Source organism: Myxacorys almedinensis A, assembly GCF_010091945.1.
Lineage (GTDB): Bacteria > Cyanobacteriota > Cyanobacteriia > Leptolyngbyales > Leptolyngbyaceae > Myxacorys > Myxacorys almedinensis.
In genome coordinates this window covers 26,745-45,021 of the sequence record NZ_WVIE01000010.1, presented here as the reverse complement: position 1 = coordinate 45,021, position 18,277 = coordinate 26,745, and the positions used below count along the sequence as shown (strand labels likewise).

18 protein-coding genes are annotated in these 18,277 nt (G+C 51.7%); 8 read left to right on the top strand and 10 right to left on the bottom strand.

The genetic code is table 11. From position 1 onward, the window contains the following. Positions 1-22: 22 nt before the first annotated feature. The 4 genes from GS601_RS23920 to GS601_RS10355 form a co-directional block, all read right to left on the bottom strand. The gene (locus tag GS601_RS23920) at positions 23-301 is read right to left on the bottom strand and encodes a UPF0175 family protein (RefSeq protein WP_162423210.1); all 279 of its coding nucleotides are present in this window, start codon (positions 299-301) and stop codon (positions 23-25) included. A gap of 299 nt (positions 302-600) precedes the next feature. Beyond that, positions 601-1,206: a hypothetical protein gene (locus GS601_RS10365; RefSeq protein WP_162423209.1), complete on the bottom strand. Its 606-nt coding sequence runs from the start codon at positions 1,204-1,206 to the stop codon at positions 601-603. 191 nt (positions 1,207-1,397) lie between these two features. After that, on the bottom strand, positions 1,398-3,038 hold the full coding sequence (locus GS601_RS10360) for a CHAT domain-containing protein (RefSeq protein ID WP_162423208.1): 1,641 nt from the start codon (positions 3,036-3,038) through the stop codon (positions 1,398-1,400). Positions 3,039-3,128: 90 nt separating this feature from the next. Beyond that, a complete protein-coding gene (locus GS601_RS10355) occupies positions 3,129-5,402 on the bottom strand; it encodes a PP2C family protein-serine/threonine phosphatase (RefSeq protein WP_162423207.1) in 2,274 nt (757 codons plus the stop codon). A gap of 384 nt (positions 5,403-5,786) precedes the next feature. Here GS601_RS10355 and pedR point away from each other — a divergent pair, with 384 nt between their 5' ends. The 6 genes from pedR (at position 5,787) to GS601_RS10325 (ending at position 11,883) form a co-directional block, all read left to right on the top strand. Further along, positions 5,787-6,086, top strand: a complete 300-nt coding sequence (pedR, locus tag GS601_RS10350) for a photosynthetic electron transport-dependent transcriptional regulator PedR (RefSeq protein WP_162423206.1) — start codon at positions 5,787-5,789, stop codon at positions 6,084-6,086. Between the two features lie 122 nt (positions 6,087-6,208). Further along, the gene (locus tag GS601_RS10345; RefSeq protein ID WP_338017010.1) at positions 6,209-6,466 is read left to right on the top strand and encodes a hypothetical protein; all 258 of its coding nucleotides are present in this window, start codon (positions 6,209-6,211) and stop codon (positions 6,464-6,466) included. Between the two features lie 37 nt (positions 6,467-6,503). Further along, a complete protein-coding gene (gene hisS, locus GS601_RS10340; protein ID WP_162423205.1) occupies positions 6,504-7,784 on the top strand; it encodes a histidine--tRNA ligase in 1,281 nt (426 codons plus the stop codon). Positions 7,785-7,982: 198 nt separating this feature from the next. Next, positions 7,983-8,450 (top strand): photosystem I reaction center protein subunit XI, encoded by a 468-nt coding sequence (locus GS601_RS10335; protein WP_162423204.1) that lies wholly within the window; start codon positions 7,983-7,985, stop codon positions 8,448-8,450. Positions 8,451-8,838: 388 nt separating this feature from the next. Continuing rightward, positions 8,839-11,634 carry a hypothetical protein gene (locus GS601_RS10330; protein WP_162423203.1) on the top strand — a complete coding sequence of 932 codons (2,796 nt, stop codon included), beginning with the start codon at positions 8,839-8,841 and terminating at the stop codon, positions 11,632-11,634. 120 nt (positions 11,635-11,754) lie between these two features. Next, positions 11,755-11,883 carry a photosystem I reaction center subunit VIII gene (locus tag GS601_RS10325; protein ID WP_162423202.1) on the top strand — a complete coding sequence of 43 codons (129 nt, stop codon included), beginning with the start codon at positions 11,755-11,757 and terminating at the stop codon, positions 11,881-11,883. Positions 11,884-11,968: 85 nt separating this feature from the next. Here GS601_RS10325 and GS601_RS10320 read toward each other — a convergent pair whose 3' ends face one another. The 6 genes from GS601_RS10320 to GS601_RS10295 all read right to left on the bottom strand — a co-directional run bounded on the left by GS601_RS10320 (position 11,969) and on the right by GS601_RS10295 (position 14,307). Continuing rightward, on the bottom strand, positions 11,969-12,088 hold the full coding sequence (locus tag GS601_RS10320; RefSeq protein WP_162423201.1) for a photosystem II reaction center protein J: 120 nt from the start codon (positions 12,086-12,088) through the stop codon (positions 11,969-11,971). A gap of 70 nt (positions 12,089-12,158) precedes the next feature. After that, on the bottom strand, positions 12,159-12,287 hold the full coding sequence (locus GS601_RS10315; protein WP_071837159.1) for a photosystem II reaction center protein PsbL: 129 nt from the start codon (positions 12,285-12,287) through the stop codon (positions 12,159-12,161). A gap of 12 nt (positions 12,288-12,299) precedes the next feature. Continuing rightward, positions 12,300-12,434, bottom strand: coding sequence for a cytochrome b559 subunit beta (gene psbF, locus GS601_RS10310; RefSeq protein WP_162423200.1), 135 nt, complete (start codon positions 12,432-12,434; stop codon positions 12,300-12,302). A gap of 26 nt (positions 12,435-12,460) precedes the next feature. Further along, positions 12,461-12,727, bottom strand: a complete 267-nt coding sequence (gene psbE / locus GS601_RS10305) for a cytochrome b559 subunit alpha (RefSeq protein ID WP_162423199.1) — start codon at positions 12,725-12,727, stop codon at positions 12,461-12,463. A gap of 161 nt (positions 12,728-12,888) precedes the next feature. Further along, a complete protein-coding gene (locus GS601_RS10300; protein WP_162423317.1) occupies positions 12,889-13,896 on the bottom strand; it encodes a photosynthesis system II assembly factor Ycf48 in 1,008 nt (335 codons plus the stop codon). A gap of 75 nt (positions 13,897-13,971) precedes the next feature. Next, a complete protein-coding gene (locus GS601_RS10295; protein ID WP_162423198.1) occupies positions 13,972-14,307 on the bottom strand; it encodes a rubredoxin in 336 nt (111 codons plus the stop codon). 1,176 nt (positions 14,308-15,483) lie between these two features. Here GS601_RS10295 and GS601_RS10290 point away from each other — a divergent pair. Next, a complete protein-coding gene (locus GS601_RS10290) occupies positions 15,484-17,136 on the top strand; it encodes an MBOAT family O-acyltransferase (RefSeq protein ID WP_162423197.1) in 1,653 nt (550 codons plus the stop codon). Continuing rightward, positions 17,102-18,274, top strand: a complete 1,173-nt coding sequence (locus GS601_RS10285; protein WP_162423196.1) for a hypothetical protein — start codon at positions 17,102-17,104, stop codon at positions 18,272-18,274. The genes GS601_RS10290 and GS601_RS10285 overlap by 35 nt, the downstream gene beginning before the upstream one ends. Positions 18,275-18,277: the final 3 nt, after the last annotated feature.

The following is an 18,277-nucleotide window of genomic DNA, read 5'->3' as shown; positions in this document are numbered from 1 at the left end:
TTCAGAGTCCTGACTCTCAAGGTCATGAATTTTTATAGCAAATGATATTTGTGACGTTGTTCCTCTGCAAAGTCTTGCAATGAACGAAACCGTCCTGTCTCAAAATCATCTCATCTTGCACCGAAAGCCCTCGATTGGCTAACTCTCGTTGGAACTCAATCAGCGGTATTCCTGCCAGTTCCCGTGCTTTACTCAGTCCTAGCTTCTTCTGCTGAAATAGTAGAATTGCAATTTCGTGCTTCAGTTCTGCCTCAGTTATATGTGCAGCTTGAAGAATGTCGTCAGAAATTAGCACGCTCATATTTGCAACTTATGGGTTCTGTCCTTCCTCTAGAGTAACCTCTAAGACGAGCGCTGTATTTTGCTCAATTGACATTGATTTCAATTGACATTGATATTGAGAGTAATTTTTGGGTTGCAGAACATCTCAGCTAATTTAACGCAGCGACCATACCTTCTTAAGTAATCCACGTTACGAAACTCATTGTTTAACTTGGGGTTTAACTTGCGGCTTCCACGTTAGAAAACAACCTATGTTGCGTTCCCCTAGCCTTTAATGGCAGGACTAGGGGCAAGGGTAAAATTGGGTGAATTGCCAGCTTACTTTTTCCCAGCTTCAAGATCGATGGCATAGCGTGCGATCGCTAAACTCATCCGAGCTTGCTCCGTTTCAGAGAGATCGTCCCACGTTGCCGAAGGCAGGCTACTCGCCGCCTCATCCCCGCGCATCGCGTAAGCAAGCGGACGCGCGAGCACCCGCAAATCGTCTTCTGCCCACTGAGGCAGCACGTCTTGCACACATTGCACTAGCTGATCTGCCAGCGTGGTAGTGGTTTGAGCCACCTGCTGAGCCTGCCGTGCAATGGCGTTCAATAGCTCTTGCGGCACGTTGGCAAACTTGTGGGCTAGCGACGTTTGTAAACTGGTTGCGGAGAAAAGCTGATCGATATGACGGGAAAATGCCTGCGATCGCTCAGCTACTTCTGAATCAGACAACGCTAGCACCAGGTCTTGCTCTAATTGGTTAAAAAAGGCTTCCGACGCTGGATCGGCGGGGTTCCACGGATAAGTAATGTTGCTCTGTGGCTCATCTAACAGTTCAAACTCATCCCCGTTCACAATCACACCTTCTGCCTTGAGCAAGGCATTTAAAAGATCTTGCTCCACTTGTGTCGGGCGATTAGAACGACTTGCTTCCTTACTCATAGCTGATGAATCCCGCATCCACGAATTAACTAGGTTTGCTTTCTAGAGCTACAGACTGCCCGTTGCCAATTCCGTAACCGATCCCATAATTTCCGTTAAATCACCCAACCATAGGACAGTTTCTGCAATGTCCTCCATAGATTCTTGGAGCTTGGGGCTTTGCCCAGTCTTAATGCTTCGCCCATTACACCTTACGGCGCATCCGATAGCATAACCGAAAATTCTAAAACCGAATTTTGAGACCCCCCAAATTTTAGCTGCGCTCCGGGCTGCAAACATACTTCCTGATGATGAACTTTTTGCCAATCCCCTGCCACCGTGACCCAGGTGCCATACCGAGAAAAATCGCGAAGAAAGTACGTCGGTTGGTTTGCTCCTTCTACAACGCTGCGATAGAAAATCTCGGCGTGTTTGCGAGAGACGCCCGGTTCGCTCGTTAAAACGACATCATTTTCGGTACTCATGCCGACTCGCATCAAGCCTCCCCGGATCTGCCATACCCTAGACGTGTCGAGCGATCGCAGAGCCGCGATCGGGGTAGGTTGCCCAAGTTGGCTAGGCGTGCGCGGAATTTGAGTCAAGCTTTCATCTAGCGGCTTGAGCAATTCTCCATCAAACTCTGGGTGCATATACAGCACGGGCAGCGTCCAGGCTTGGTGGTTAAACCGAAACAACGTTAGTAAATGTTGACGAGCAACCGCAACGGCTTGGTCAATCGGCATTCGTTGCGCCAGAGCTTGAGCAAAAACCTCAATAAAGCTCAGCGCTTCTTCGTCGGTGATCGAATCTCGCATGGCTAAAACGGCAGGCACTCCGTGGTGCAGCAGCACTTCTGCCAAACTGCTACGCGGGATCGCCTGATAGCCTTGCCGATCAGATTGAGCACCCCAGCAGGCATTAAACACCGCTAGCTTGACCTGGCAGCGCGTCAAAACTTGGGCAAGCTCTGTGCCGTTCATGGGGAGATCGGGGCGCAAGAACAACATGCCCCCATCCGGAGCCGGAACCCCGTGCCCCGCATAGAACAGAACGTTGTAGCGCTTTGTTTCGATCGCTTCGGTCAATTCTGCCGGGGTTGGCTGCAATAGGGTATCAACCCGACAGGGGGCACTCCGTCGCCCAGTCTCCCCTCGTGGCTCTGGAGACTTAAGAATTCGGGTGAGTGCGATCGCTTCTTGTTCAAGCCGCAGCCGGTTGAGCGCTGCATTTTGAGTTCCATCTGACGGCGCAACATTAGATCCTGTCCCCGGTGCGGCATCTTGACCAAGCACCAAAAGAATGGTCAAACTTTGCTCAGAGCGGAGCAGGGGCAGGGCATCTACGTCGCTAGTGGTACGGCTAAACAGAAGCTGCTGACTCAGCGACACGGCTTGTTTGCCAGCATCGCTCTGCATAATTTCCCACGGAATCTCAATTAGACCGGGATCTCGGACATCTAGCCGAATGCGGAGCGGCTTGCCCTGCCCAATGGCGATTCCTTGGCTCTGATCGAGGCTACTCTGAATTGCCCCCTCAAATAACCACTGCCAGAGGGCAACCCCCAACGTTTGCATCAGCCGCGCCCCGCGAGAAACGGGCTGCCCTAACGGCGGCTCGATCAGCACAGGGGGGCGGGCTTGCGACACATGGGGAACATCGGGCAACCCCCGCGCTGAAAAGAGTTCTTGCCATGACCACCAAAGCTGTGCCAGGTCGTCTGACCAGATCGAGTCGTGTAAAACATACCCCGCTCGGTAGGGCGCTTGGATCACATGAATGGCGAAGTGCGGCGCTTGGGTTGCCCGCAATCGCCCGATCGCTAAACTTAAGCAGGGAATGTCCAACAGAGCCATTAATTCGTTACAGAGATTAAAAAGGATGGTTCCCAAACTCAATCTTAAAGGCTAGGCACCCTAGAAACGCACTCTTGATGGTGGATTCAGTTATCGATTGGGGATAGGAGATTGTGCCGCAGAGGGGGTAGGTGAGGGGGTAGGGCTGGGAGATGCAGGGGCACACGCGCCTAGCTGATTGGGCTGGAGGCTGAGGCTTTGGTTAACAAACGGCGCGATCGCGCGTTCTTGCTGCCACCCGGTTTGCCCCGCGATCGCAAACCCAACCCCAGCGGTCGGCGGCACCGAACACACTTTCAGCGCGATCCAGCGTTGCCCTTGCACAGTGCGCTGCCCCACAACTTGCAGGACGCTCCCCGATGGCATCTGCCCGACAATCCGTTGCGCCGATAGATCGATCGGCTGTTCGGGGTTGCGTAAGAGGGGCAGCCTTGGGCTTGCCGGATCGCGTTCGAGTTGCAGCAGTGATCCTGAGGCGAGTCGAAGGTTAGGGGAGGGAGGGGCTTCGGGTGCGATCGTCGGCGGTGGCGAAGCGGTGGGTGAGGGCGGCGGTGGCATCGCGGCTCGGCGTAGCTCAGGAATCAATAGAAATGCTAAGACTCCGCCGAGTCCGAGCAACCCCAGCAGGGTGAAAATCGGGGTGAGCCACCGCCCTGAATGGGACGACTCAACCGGCACAACGATCTGAGTTTTCACTCGCGAGGGGTGAGGTACCGAGTCTGCGGTAGGAGCCGTCCTGGGAGCAGCGCTCGGCTGAGTGGTTGCCATTGCCAGAGGCGGCGACCCTTGCCCCTGACGAATCTGAAACCGCAGCAGCCCGATCGTGACATTATCGTGTCCGTTGCGGGTGTTGGCAATCTCGACCAGTCTCCGGGCTGCTACTGCCAAATCCGTGCCGTCTACCAGGGGGGCAAGCTCTCTTGCCCAGCATTCTTCGATGCGATCGTTGTCGCTCAGCCCATCGGAACACAGCAAAAATACGCAGTCTTCATCCAACACAAAACGCTGCACGGTGGGGTGCAGATAGGTGGAACTGCCCATGCCGAGGGCTTGCACCAGGGAGCCAGAGGCAGGATGCTGAAGTGCTGCGCGGTAGAGAGTGTAGCCGAGCCGCACTTCGCGCGAGGCGACATCATCATCTAAGGTGACCTGGTAGCAGCCTGTGCGTGTAACGCGATAGGCGCGGCTATCTCCCACATGGGCAAGGTAAACCTCATGGGCGTGGGCTAGCCCTAGCACAACGGTTGTCCCCATGCGCTGGCGTTCTTGTCGGTGTTCAACGTCATTTTGCTGGCTGATCTCGTTGTTTGCCTCGCAGACGGCTTCATCTAGCACATGGGTAAGGCTGGCGGCATCCATGGCGCGGTCGGCATTTTTTTCGACTGCCTCGGTAATGGTGGCGATCGCCAGGTCTGAGGCAACCTCGCCGCCTTCATGTCCACCGATGCCATCACACACAATCACCACTGGCAGCGGCGTTGCGTCGGTTGATGTGGCAAAGTTGGCACCTTGGGCGGGGTAACAGGCGTCTTCGTTGGTTTGGCGGCTCGGTCCTTGGTCTGTGGCGGTGGCGATGTGAATTTGGCGATCGTGCCCTTTTGCGGCATCCGCTAGCGCCTGATCTAGTACCGAGACTAGGTGTTCGGGCGCTTTGATCTGCTCTTGAGCCAGGTTGTAGCAAAGGTCGTTTAAAAAGTCGGCGATCGCAGGATGGGCACTGGGCTGCCACTGGCTCCACAAATGCCCTAGCTGGGCAAGGGTTGGCGGCTGAGCGTCGTGGGCGAGTTCTAGCGATCGCACTAGCCCCCCATCTACCCGCAACAGGTCTGGCGTTAATAAGGTTGAAGCTACCTTTTCCAGGCTTAGGGGTTGCCAAAGCTGAGCAATTTGCCAGAGCCAATTTAGCTGCCGCAGCGCAAAACCTGCTGTCCACTGGCTGAGCAGGTCAGGCATTAGCGTTGCGGCTAGATCCTCACCTCGGCTAGAGCGTGCCCCGTTTGGATAAATGGGAGCCTGCTCTAACAGCACCACAGCAACGGTGTTTGACTCAATGTAGCTGTAGATTTGCGGAACGTGAAGTCGGTGAGGAATTAGCCGCAAATAAGCCTCTAGGCTGGGGGTAATGTCGAGGGGGGCATCGGGCGGAAGCCCCGGTTGCGTATCTAGCAAAATTCTTCGACTTTTTAGACGATAGCGATCGCCGATCAGATCGCCCGGTCGATATGCCTCTAACCCAACGCCCACTGCCCAGAGATACCGCTTTGGCAGAGGCGTCTGGCAGTTTGAGCAGATGTGCTGGCTCTCTGCATTGAGCGTCTGACAAAAGTAGTTAGGACATTGGAGAATAGGCGGATCGTTTTGCATGGACACTTAGGCACTGACACTTACGCACTGACAGTTAGACACGGCTGCTCACCCACGGGCACTAATCCACAGACGGTGAGAATTGGAGGATGGGCAATGCGAATTAGCTTAACATTCTGCCAAAGCCAGCACTTGCCTCCTTTCTATGTTATCCCGCGTGTGCGATCGCGCCATCGATTTCCCTCTCTTCACCTGCCCCCAACCCGGTTCACCAGACCTGATTAGACTGTATGCCAGTGCAGACCGTCCTTAATTTTACTGGGTTAGCGTGGTGCCTCCGCGCTCCTTTGCCCAATTGAGCATTGGGTGGGGGATTGCGCTTTCCCCAGATCCACCTAGAATTGAGAAGGGAATAAGTAGATATACACAGCAGGATGATCGATCATGGCAGAAAATGAGTCTCAAACGTCATCATCGCAGGCTCAATCGCCATTGTCAGAGCGAGAACTTCAGGTCATTGAGCTAGTAGCAACAGGGTTTACCAATTTAGAAATCGCTGAAACCTTGGAAATTAGTAAGCGAACGGTGGATAATCACATCAGTAATATTCTGACCAAAACCGATACTGATAATCGGGTGGCACTAGTGCGATGGGCGTTGCAGTGGGGCAAAGTCTGCATTGATGAGGTCAATTGCTGCGTGTTGCCGCCCTATGATGCTAATCAAAAGAAAGTCTCTTCCTAACGCTCGGTCTAATTCGTAGGCTTGATTATGGGATCGTACTGATGCTAAGTTCAGTCCCGATCGATCTGGTGCCTATCGATTGAGTTCCTGCCCCACCTAGCACGACACGGCAAGAGGTTCAAGTGTTGAAATACTTTGTTTGCAATGATCAACTCCCCCTAGCGGTGTATCGAGAGGTTGCCGCCCATCTGTCCCAGATCGATGGCGTAGCAACCGATGTTCTACCTCAAACCTCTAACACCTTTGCCTACACTCAAAGCCAGGTTGGTGGTTTAGAGATTGAAATTGCCGATCCGGCATCTGAGGCGTCTACGCAGGTTGAGAAAATTTTGGCATACTATAGCGATCGCTTTGGCCCATGGGAGCGCCAGTCTACCTAAACTAGTCCACCTAAACTATTGACATCTCAAAAGGGCAATGACTTCAATTCAAGCAATTCGGGGAACGCGGGATATTTTGCCCAGTGAGATTGGCAATTGGCAGATGATCGAGTCGGTGGCTCGACAGATTTTAGGCTGTGCGGCATATCAAGAAATTCGCACCCCCATATTTGAGCAGACCAGCTTGTTTGAGCGAGGCATCGGCGAGGCAACCGATGTTGTGGGCAAGGAAATGTACACGTTCAACGATCGCGGCGATCGCTCCCTCACGTTGCGCCCAGAAGGAACGGCGGGTGTGGTGCGATCGTATATCGAGCATGGGTTGCACGCCCAAGGAGGAGTGCAGCGGTTGTGGTATACCGGAGCGATGTTTCGCTACGAGCGTCCGCAGGCGGGGCGGCAGCGCCAATTTCATCAGCTAGGGGTGGAACTGCTGGGCAGTAGTGATGGCAGAGCCGATGCCGAAGTGATTGCGATCGCAACCCAAATTCTGCAAACCATTGGCTTAAAAGATCTCTCGCTGCACCTCAACTCGATCGGAGACGCCAGCGATCGTCAGCACTACCGAGAAGCCCTTGTTGCGTACCTGACGCCCTTCAAAGAACAGCTTGATCCCGACTCGCAAACCCGGCTCACGCGCAATCCGCTCAGAATTTTAGATAGCAAAGATGCCAACACCCAAGCCATTCTCGGCAACGCACCCAGCATTTTGGAGTATCTCAGCCCTGCTTCCCAAACGCGATTTGACGCCCTTCTAGCCCTTCTAGCAGATTTGGGCATCTCATCTACCCTCAATTCTCGCCTCGTGCGCGGCTTGGATTACTACACCCACACCGTGTTTGAGATTCAGTCTGCGGATCTGGGCGCACAAGCTACGGTGTGTGCAGGAGGGCGCTATGACGGGCTGATCCCTCAGCTAGGCGGCCCAGAAACTCCTGCGATCGGGTGGGCGATGGGCTTAGAACGGTTGGTTATTCTGCTTCAGCACCTTCAGGCTTCACCTCCGTCCTCTGTTGATTTTTATGTGGTTTCTAGAGGCGAAGCGGCAGAAGCGCAAGCGTTGAAACTGGCTCAATCGCTGCGGCAAGCTGGCTTTAAAACCGAACTCGATTTGAGCCGCAGCGCCTTTGGAAAGCAGTTTAAACGCGCTGATCGCAGTGGGGCAACCGCCTGCCTGATTTTGGGCGATGCCGAAGCCGAGAGCAAAACGGTGCAACTAAAGTGGCTCAACAGTGGGGAACAAAGCGCGATCGCACAGGCAGATCTCCTCGCCAACCCCCAGCAACTACGGCAGCAGCTAACCCAGCGATCGACCTGAGCAGCATGATGCTCTTGAGAATTTTCGCTGACCCAGAGGGGCTGATCGGGTCATTTTCGGCTGAGCTTCACTCCTGCTTTACCCTTTGTTACAGAGTGAACTTTTCTGAAGGGTTTGTTATAGTCTCTCCCTTTATCTCCTTACAATACTCTTGAATTCTTTTTGTTCTTCTCAGAATCATTAGGAAATATTAAAAATATGACTGAACAAGTCGTTAAGCCTTACAACGGAGATCCCTTTGTGGGAAATCTCTCCACACCTATCAACGATTCTGCCTTTACCCGTGCGTTTATTGGCAACTTGCCAGCCTATCGCAGAGGTCTTTCTCCCCTATTACGCGGTCTAGAAATTGGAATGGCCCACGGCTACTTCCTCGTTGGTCCGTGGACGGTCTTCGGGCCCTTGCGCGATTCTAATCAGGCGGCATTAGGCGGATTAATTTCTGCGATCGCTCTGATTTTGATCGCAACGGTTTGCCTCTCCTCTTACGGACTCGTCACCTTCGATCACGAGGCAACGTCTAAAGACTCGCTTCAAACTGCTGAAGGGTGGAGCCAATTTTCTGGCGGGTTTTTCATCGGCGCAATGGGTGGCGCGTTTGTCGCTTACCTGCTGTTAACCAATCTGCCAGTTATTGACTCGATTATGCGTGGCGGCGTCAACTAGACCCATTGTGCATAACGTTCGTAAATTCAATCTTGATGTTTGAGCCTGATTGCTAAAACCATTCAGGCTCTTTTTCGTGGGTCGGTCTACCCAATTGATTTTTCAGGGCGACAGATCCTCGACCCCCCTGCCTACGGCATCCCCCTTTGGTCAGACGGGACTTTCCGGCTCCCCGCTTTACTAAAGAGGGGTTGGGGGAGGTCGCACATCTGTAGCATTTACAGATTAATTTGGTATTACCCTGTAGAATGCCTTCTCAGGGTTAACGCTGAACTATCTAGAACGCAAAAGATACAGGAAACATTGGTAACTTTGTGCAATCCGTAGTCAAATCGTTGAACTTGGTCTACCCTTAGAACTACAAATTTCGGTGAGAAGCTCCTTAGCCATGCCTGAGACAGCAGAATGGGAATTTCTGTTACAGCAAGAAGGCGATCGCTCGTGGTTGCCGCTCGACGCTCCTGATGCGGAGATTTTAGAAGGTCGATATCGGATCATGGCGCGATCGCGCTACCGAAATTCGGTGGTCGAAGTGCAGATTGCTCATGAAGATTTGGGGAGCGATCCGCCCAAGCGGCGCACCCAACAACGCACTCAGCAAACCAACCAAAATGGTCTGTTGGTGGTGATTCCGTATACCACACTCAGCCCTGGCTCGTGGGAGATCGTCTGTGCAAGTACTGATCTGTTGGTAGATTTGATGGGCGATCGCTGGCAGCACACCGTCAGGCTGCATGTGCTATCTTGCCAATCCGACGACGATAGTACAGACGATTGGAATGCAGACTGGCAAGCTGACAATGGCTCGGATCTGGGAGCATTTTCAAGGGCTACTGGGGGTGAAGAGCACTCTGCTGAATCTGAAGCCGAAGACATTACGACAGCCTCTGCTTCTGCTGCCCCTGCATCCTATGCTGCTGAAGCATTTGCCGGATTTGAACCCCTGCCCTACTCAGAAGAAAGCATCGAGTTTGAACCCCTCTCTTTTCTAGAAACGGCTGAAGAAACGGCAGAACTTGCCTCAGACCCAACTCGACAGAATCTATCAGAGCCAATTGTGCAGGGTTCTCCAGGCGATGCAGAAACTTTATCGCCAGCGTTAAGCGAAATCGCTGAAGTTGAACGGTTGATGGCGGCTGCACCGGAGGAGGTTGAACCGGAGGTGAATGCAGCCCTGCCGCTCGCTGCTGCCGACCCCGAAGGTTCTGAAGATGAGGGCGCGATCGCGCAAATGCCCCCCGCTGACGTCATCGCCCAAGCTGAGTTTGCCTCAGTAGAGCAGTGGCTTGAGAATGCAGAACTGATGTCTCAGCAGATTGCCGACGAAATTTTGCACGAATACGGGCTTTCGCCGGATGAACTTACGGTCAGTCGCGATCGCGTGGAGGCTCCTGTCCCCAGCATTACGGCTCTGCCTCCGTTACAGATTGACCTGGCTCAAAGCACCTACATCGCCCGTCGCGGCGAAACCCTTGTGTTGACTGGGCGCATCACCCCCACCGACGAGGAAGAGACAGACGACGTGCCCATGCTGGTTGCAGCCTTGCTCAACGTGGTTCTGCGTGACCCTCGCACCGGGGAAACCCTGCTCGAAACCCAAGAAGCGATCGCCAGCCAAGCCTTGCCCACTGAGCTAACCTATCAAGTCACGTTGCCGTCTGAACTGACAACGCAACTGATTTTAGGCGAAGTCACCCTTTATGACATGTCCTACGATCACGAGGGTGAGTCGTTTGGCATGATGCGAAATGCAAATCGAGTGCTAGCCAGCCAGCCCTTTACGCTGACCGCCGGTGCTGAAGAGTTGCTAGATGCGATCGCTCAGCAAGCTGCCTCCGGTGCGGCCCAAGCCTCCAAGAACGTAATCCAGCCAGCCGAAGTAGCAGAGCAGCGTCGGCTTGCCGAAGATCTGCCATCCACGCCGCTTTGCCCTCCGCAACCAGTGTCGCTCGATCTTGCCTTTCTCAGCATGGTTGAGCCGGTGCGATCGCCTCAGTTTGAGAGTTTAGCATCCGATATCAAGCAGTCTTTGCCGCCTCAGCTTTTTACTGCGCCCCTAGAGCCACGCCGCAAAGGGCTTGATTTACCCAATTTTTCGTCTAGCGCTAGTGCCCCTCCACGGGCGCGAAATCCGTTTGCGTTAGAAGATTTTGAGTTTGATCATCCCGGCATCGAGCAACTGAGCTTGTTTGATCCACCTGAGCCACAAACGGTAGATCTTACCAACCTAAAAGACCCCATAGACGAATCTTCTTCTCTAAATGAGGAGGGTGAAGAAGTTGCCCCCTTTGGAGAGACTGTAGAGCCAAGCGGACTCGACCCCGCAAGTCAAGCTAGTGCGATGCCTCCCGCTTCAGAACAGTCCACGCCGATCCAGTCCACTTTTCAAGCATTAAATCTTCAGGATCGGTTTCTCGATCGCCTCAATCTGCTTGCCTCTGAGCCAAACTCGCCCATCCCCGCGCCAGATGACGGCGAATCGGTGCTCTTCGCCAACGTTTCTGACCTATCGAAAGCGCTTGAGCCAGATCGCCTTGGGTCTGAAGGCTCACCCGGCTCTAAATCGCCCTCCGAGCCGTTTGAGGGCTTAGAAGACATAGTTAGGGCAGAGCCTGACCCAGCAGCATCCGCCGCCGAGCCACTCTTTCGAGCCAGCCCAGGTTTACCCGACCTGCCTCTGATCGAAGAAGAGCCGTACAGTGATGAGGTCGTGGTAGATGGTGAACCCATCTTACCCCTCGCCAAATTAACGCTCTCCTTCGCCCAAAAACCCTCTTTAGTAGAGCTTCACCCTGACAATAACCCGTTTCTGCTGCCCGCCGAACAGCCCGTCCCGATGCCCGTTTTAGAGGTGTTAAAAAGCCAGCTAACCGGGGGAGACTTGATGGCGGTGCGCGTCACCCTGCCCGATATTGTGCCGAAGATCTACGTCAAACTTTGGATTCACGATCGCCAGAGCCGTGTTGTGCTTCAGCATTCTCGCTGGATCTCTGAATTTGCCCCCACTGGGCTTGAACAAGTCGCCGCGATCGTAGACCTCACCGTTCCCTTAGGGAGTGTAGAAATTGAAATTGCCGCGATCGCGGTGGAAATGACCACCCGTCGAGAAAGCCACAAAACGCTTCTCAACCTCTCCATCACTCCGCCAAATTTCTCTGACCTCGACTTAGGTGACGACGACTGATGTTGCCCCTCCTGATGTTGTTCCCACAATGTTAAGAATTCTAAGAACTCTCATCTTCTGTCCCCCTTCTTAGGTAAATTCACACTTGGAGTCATTTCATCATCAATAGGAAATTTTCTTATGACAGGTTCATATGCAGCTTCATATCTGCCCTGGATTCTGATTCCTGTAGTGACTTGGTTGCTGCCAGTTGTCGTTATGGGGCTTCTATTTCTTTACATTGAGCACGAAGATCCCACAGGCGTCTAATTTCTAATCTCATCTTAAAAAACCGCCTAGCTGACAGAGCTAGGCGGTTTCTTCTATTAAAACTCTGAGTTAAACGGCGCTTCTTCTACATCGAAGAGCCGACTCCTGCATAAGAACCGTAGAAGAACAGTCCCAAAATGCCAATTACGCCCAACCCTGCAACCGTTGCTACCAGCCAAAGGGGAATTCGTCCGTTACTAATCATGGTTTCTCCTAACAAGCAAGACCCGTAAATACATCACATCCGGGCAAACCGGACTGAGACCATTCTCTCACTAGTTAAAGAAGTAACTAGAAAAAAGAATTCCAAGCGTAAAGATGAGTAGCAAACCCAGGTACAACGAAGTCCGGTTTAGCTCAACCGGCTGCTTGTTGGGGTTGGGCGAGCCTTTGATACCAGCCATAAGAAGCTTCTCCTATCGTTGAATAAATTGCATCGATGCGATCGCGCCTAAAAAGAAAATGGCGGGCACTGCCAACGTATGAACCGCGATCCAGCGCACCGTAAAAATGGGATAAGAAATGGGTTGATTTGGATTTCCGCTCGTCATTGGTTTTTCACTCTTCTATTAGATAACTACTTACCGCTACGAACCTGAGATGTAAATTGATCGACCTGCTGCTTCGCTTCCTGACGGTTCGTGACAATCGGCGCTGCTTCTTGGCGTGCCATCGGATAGTATTCGTTCGGGCGCGGTGTGCCAAACACGTCATACGCCAAACCTGTGCTGACAAATAGCCAGCCTGCAATAAATAGCGCCGGAATAGTGATGCTATGAATCACCCAATACCGAACACTCGTAATAATGTCACCAAAGGGACGCTCACCAGTAGTACCAGCCATCTAGATTCCTCCGCAAACAACATTAAAAGCTGTAATACCTATCATACGGGACTGAAGAAAACCTCACAAGCAGAGGTTCTAAAATTTAGTTTTTTTGGCTCATTCCCGTCGATTCAGATGTCAGAAAACAGAGCTACAGTCGCTCGATATTTCTATCTCAATTACGCTGCATTAGACACACCTTGATACTTCAACAACGTGCCCCGTTGACCCAACACATACCCTGTGTCAGGGTTCAAGAACACAATCTTGTAGAGGTTCGCCGGAACATCTTCAATTTCCCGATCTTTCTGCCACGATTTACCGCCATCAAAACTTGCTAAAAGATTGCCGCTGCCGCCTGCGATCCACAGTTCATCCGCAGTGCGATACGCCAAGTCCAACAGCCCCCAACTCGTTGAAAATTCAGGATTTTGCGCCTCTAACCAATCTTCTGGATCAGGGGAACTGGTAAATTGAAGCTGCCCGCCCCGAGCCAGCATCCAGAGCCGCCCATCTTGGCTAAAGCCCATACTCTGCAAGCGGCGAGAGCTATTTCGATTGTAGGGATGCCATTCTGTGTCGCCAGGTTGCCAAACCGAATAAAAATTACCCCGCGCCGACACCGCGACGTATTTTCCATCTGGCGATCGCTCAATACTGCGAACTACACCAAAGGCGTCAGAAACGAGGGCTTTCCAATTTTTGCCGCCATCGCTCGTGCGGTAGAGCGCGCCGATATCAGTAGACATTTCCGCTATCTGGTCTCCCAGGGCAGAAATTTGGTCAGGTGCTCCTGGGAGCTTTTCACTCAACGCGACGCGCCCCCACGACTTGCCGCCATCGGTGGTGTGCAGCAGCAGAGACGGTTGCCCCGCAATCCAGCCTTCATCGCCAGAAAAACTGACTGAGGTCAGGCGATAGGTCTGCTCTCCGAGATCCAGTACCTTTTGCGCCCAGGTTTTGCCCCCATCGGTGGTTTCTAACAATGCCGAATTTGTGCCCACGATCCAGCCATGCTGAGGATCGCTGGTGAAGCTGATCCCCAACATATTTTCTTGCACGGGCAACTCTATCACTTGCCACGGATTGACGCTCAAGGCGGGTAGAAACACCTTGCAACCTGTCGTCAGTAAGACAACTGCTACTAAGATGACGATTTGTTTCCAAGCTTTCACAATCCGGTGCATCACGTTACTTAATCTCTGTCTATCAGAAGGTTTACAAGTTTTTCGTACAAGCATCAATACAGACGGCTGGAAGGCTTATTGAATCCCGTACATGCCGAGAAATAGCAAGAATGCCGCGATTAAACCGCCGAAAATGAGAATGTTTTTTTGTCCGGGGGTGAGGGTATTGACGCCCAAACCGTAGCCCAAATTTTCCTTGAATCCGGACGGGGCACCCGCCGGACCAATGCTCGAAAATCTGGATTTTGGCGCACCACAAACCGGGCACTTCCAGTCTGTGGGCAAATCCTCAAACGCAGTTCCAGAAGCGATTCTGCGCCGATCGTCGCCTTTGACAGGCTCATAGTCGTAGCCACAAGCAGCACACTCGTAGCGATCGAGAGTCTTTGGATCAACAGCTTCAGTACTCATAACAGAAATATAGGCGTAGGGGATTACTCTGCCAATCTTAAAATCTCCGTTAATTATTATGACATTTAGCGGGTAATCCTCTCCAGTATTCTAAGAATTCTGTTTAATTCGGTGAGAGGCTTGGCGCTCGATGGCATGCCTTTCTCGAAAGTTTGTTCGGACAAGCTGAGCGATCGCAAGATCAATTCGCAAAATCAACTGGCAAGGTCAACACAGAAATCAGACGGATTCCGCAGTTAATCCGCAGTCGATGCAAGAACGGTAGCTGATCGGCTCATCTGTTATTTAGGTAGAGAACGTTTAGTCAGAAAAACGCGGTGGCAGCAGATTGGGTAACGGATGTAACGGATGAATTGTTCATAGGAGGCGAAGTCTTCCACGAAGTCTTCCACAATTTAGGGAGTAGTTACCTTTACGTCTGCTATATCTGCCATTAAATCTGCTTCTGTAGGAGAGGGCAAAGGTGATGAGTCGCTTCAAACGTTTGTCAGTCTATCAAGATAAAAAGGATACCTACGGCAATACTTTGCACTGAGATAAAAAATCTACTGAATTTGCATTGATATTTCACATATCTGTTCAGCAATAAACAATGAAAATTTTTAGAAAAACAATTTTATAAACTCAACACTATTGTAAGAGTTACCTGTTGTCTAAAATCATACTTCAATTGCTTTTTTAGTACGGCTAGATTAGCTTATTAAAATGTATCTTTAGCTAGAGATAATATAGAGTTAGTCATTTATAGAGTAGTCGAGACCAAAATTAGATTTGGGTTAAGAAAAGGCTTCTGGCTAGTAAGTATTGATGCAAAAAAAGGTGTCAATAGTATCTGAGCCACTATGAAAAGCTACGGTTGCAAGCTCATCGTATCCTATGTGATAAAGACAGCACAAACGCTTAGTTACTTACTACTCAGGTAGCTAATTTTTGGGGCGAGCAATGGAAATTTCAATGTAAATTTTGTTGCGTTCTCATTTAGTCTTCGTTTCAATATTTAGTTTATTTGGTTTCAAATCTATGTTTCTTTGGGGGCTGGCTAGTTGGTGGATAGCCGCTTAGTTGTGTGTGGCTAAGGGGGCACATTTCTAAGCGCGATCGCAGCTTGTTCAAGTGGTCTCTAATCGTCAAAATTGCGGCAGTAAAGGGCAGTAAAGATTATGGAGTTAGTGAAAAATGTCTTTCAATTCCATTGAATTTGCTGTTCTCCTAGTCGCTACTTATCTGTTGTATCGAGTGTTGTCACTGCGGGGGCAAAATACTCTCTTACTCGTTGCAAGTTATGCATTCTATGCTTGGTGGGATATTAGGTTTCTTTATTTAATTGTTTTTTCTACCGTCATTGACTTTGCTTGCGGAGCCATGATCGGATCGGGCTGGGTCTCGAAGCCAAATCGCCGTCTGATGAGCGCCGTGCTGCTCTTAGCCGCGATCGCATTTAATACCGTGCAGTGGCAAGCGGTGCAATTGAGCCTGTCACCGTTGGCGATGGCGATCAACTGGGCAGCTTTACTTCCCGCAACTTGGGCAGGTTGGTGGGTATTGGGCGCAACGGTGCTTCTAGTTGCGATCGCACCTCTTTTCTACTCCTACTCAGTCGCATTAGAAGCATCGCGCCGCAGAACGCTCTTTCTTGTGCTTAGCATCGTCAAAAATCTGCTGATTCTGGGCGTTTTTAAGTACGCCAACTTCTTTGCGGGGAGCGTTGCAGACGGCTTTAGATGGCTGGGGCTAGACGCCGATCGGATCACGCTGAACCTGATTTTGCCCCTAGGAATTTCGTTCTACACGTTCAAGGCGATTAGCTACATTGTGGATGTGTATCGCGGCAGAATGCAGGCATCCCACCATTTTTGGGATTTTGCGCTGTTTTGGGCATACTTTCCCCCGTTGCTGGCAGGCCCCATCGAGCGAGCTACTCATTTGTTGCCGCAACTCACGCACCGCCGCCACCTCAGCTTTCAGCAAACCAGCGAAGGCATTTTTCTGATTTTGTTTGGCTTATTTAAAAAAGTTGCGATCGCAGATGGTGTTGCCTCATCGGTTAATGCTGTCTACGGCACAACTGGCGCAATTTCTTGGCTTGATATCGTCGCGGCAACCGTGCTGTATGCCCTGCAAATCTATGCCGACTTTTCCGGCTATTCAGACATTGGGCGCGGCGTCTCAAAGCTGTTTGGCATCGAACTGATGCTCAACTTTAACCTGCCCTATTTTTCAAAAACCCCCAGCGAATTTTGGGGGCGGTGGCACATTTCTCTCTCAAGCTGGCTCCGAGATTATCTCTACATTCCCTTGGGCGGCAGTCGGCAAGGGGTCTTCAAAACCTACCGAAATTTGATGCTGACGATGCTGCTGGGGGGGCTATGGCACGGAGCCGCTTGGAACTTTATTTTGTGGGGAGGATATCAGGGAGCCTTGCTGTGTGGCTATCGGGCAGTCTCCAAAATCGACCCGCCCTCCAATGAAGCCGTGAGCATTCGGAACCTGTTGGGATCGGCTCCAGCGATCGCGCTCTTTTTTGGGCTGACGTGCTACGGCTGGCTGCTGTTTCGAGCCACCTCGCTAGAGCAAGTCATCACCTTTACCCGGCTGCTGATTGTGGATTTTGGCAACCTGAGCTTAAGTATGCCAAAACCGCCCCTCTCTGCCCTGCTAGGCATTCCCGTATGGGTTGCCTACGAATGTTTGGAGTATCTAACGCACAGCTTAAAACTCAAACTGTGGTTTCCAACGCCCCTCCGGGCTGCCCTGTATGCAACGCTAATTTTAATTTTGATCATGGGGGAGAGCAATGCGCCTGCACAGTTCATCTACTCTCAGTTCTAAAGCCAAGTCTTCAACAACGCCCTCAAAACCTTCTCGCTCCCCGCTCCAAACGGTAATCATCACTGGGCTGTGGACGCTGTGTTTTTTGGGGCTGTTTGATGTTGCGATTAATCGGATTTTTCCTTATCCCACCGATCCGCTTGCGCCCCGTCCTAGCCAGTTGAAAACCTATTTTGAATATGGGCGATCGATCGAAGGGAAACTGGCACGCATGATTGGCACCGACGATCGCAGCAGTGCTGTGTTAGCCAAGGCGGGGTGGTTAGATCCGCAAACTTGGAGTCCGGCAACGCTGCCACCGAACAAGAATTTGCTGATCGCGGTGTACGGCATGTCGTTTAGCGAGCAAATTGCTGAAGCCATGGAGAAGCTTGATCCCCGCCTAGCGTTTCGCCGAATTAACGCGCCATCGGCTCCGCCGAATCATTCGTACACGGCATATAAACTAGATCGCGGCAGACACAGTGCCGATGTAGTGATGTTGGGCATTTTGGCGTCTAGCATCAAAGCAATGCCAACGCTGAGTGCGGCGACGTGGCAGTTTGAAGTGCCATCGATGTACACATACCCTCGCTATGAGTTGGAGAATGGTACGTTGCAAGCGATCGAGCCGAAGGTTCACAGTTTGGCTGAGTTTCGTAACGTGCTGCATGATCCGCAAAGCGAGTTTGTCAAGCAGCTAGAGAGCCGCGATCGCGCCTACAGTTCATTCTTATTTCAGAGAAATTGGCTCGATCAATCCGCGATCGTGCGGTTGGTGCGGCGGGCTTGGGCGCAACGGCATATCGATAATCTAGACAACAGCCTTCATACGGCTGAAGGCTTTGCAGACACCGAGATGAGCATTCTTCAGGCGATGGTGAGCGATTTTGCAGCAACGGCGCGCCAAGATGGTAAGTTCCCCATTGTGCTGGTGTTTAATGACAAGGGGTACGAGGATCATCTGATTCAAGCCCTATTGCCTAGGCTGGGAACTGAAGCGATTCCCTACGTCAGCACCCATGCGATCGCGCCTGCCTCTAATCTCAGTAACTTTGTTGGGGATGGACATTTTATCCCCCCCGTGAATGACCGCATCGCCAAAGCAGTATTGACGGTAATCAACCAATCTGTGCCGCGTAAAAAAATCTCTAAATAGCAG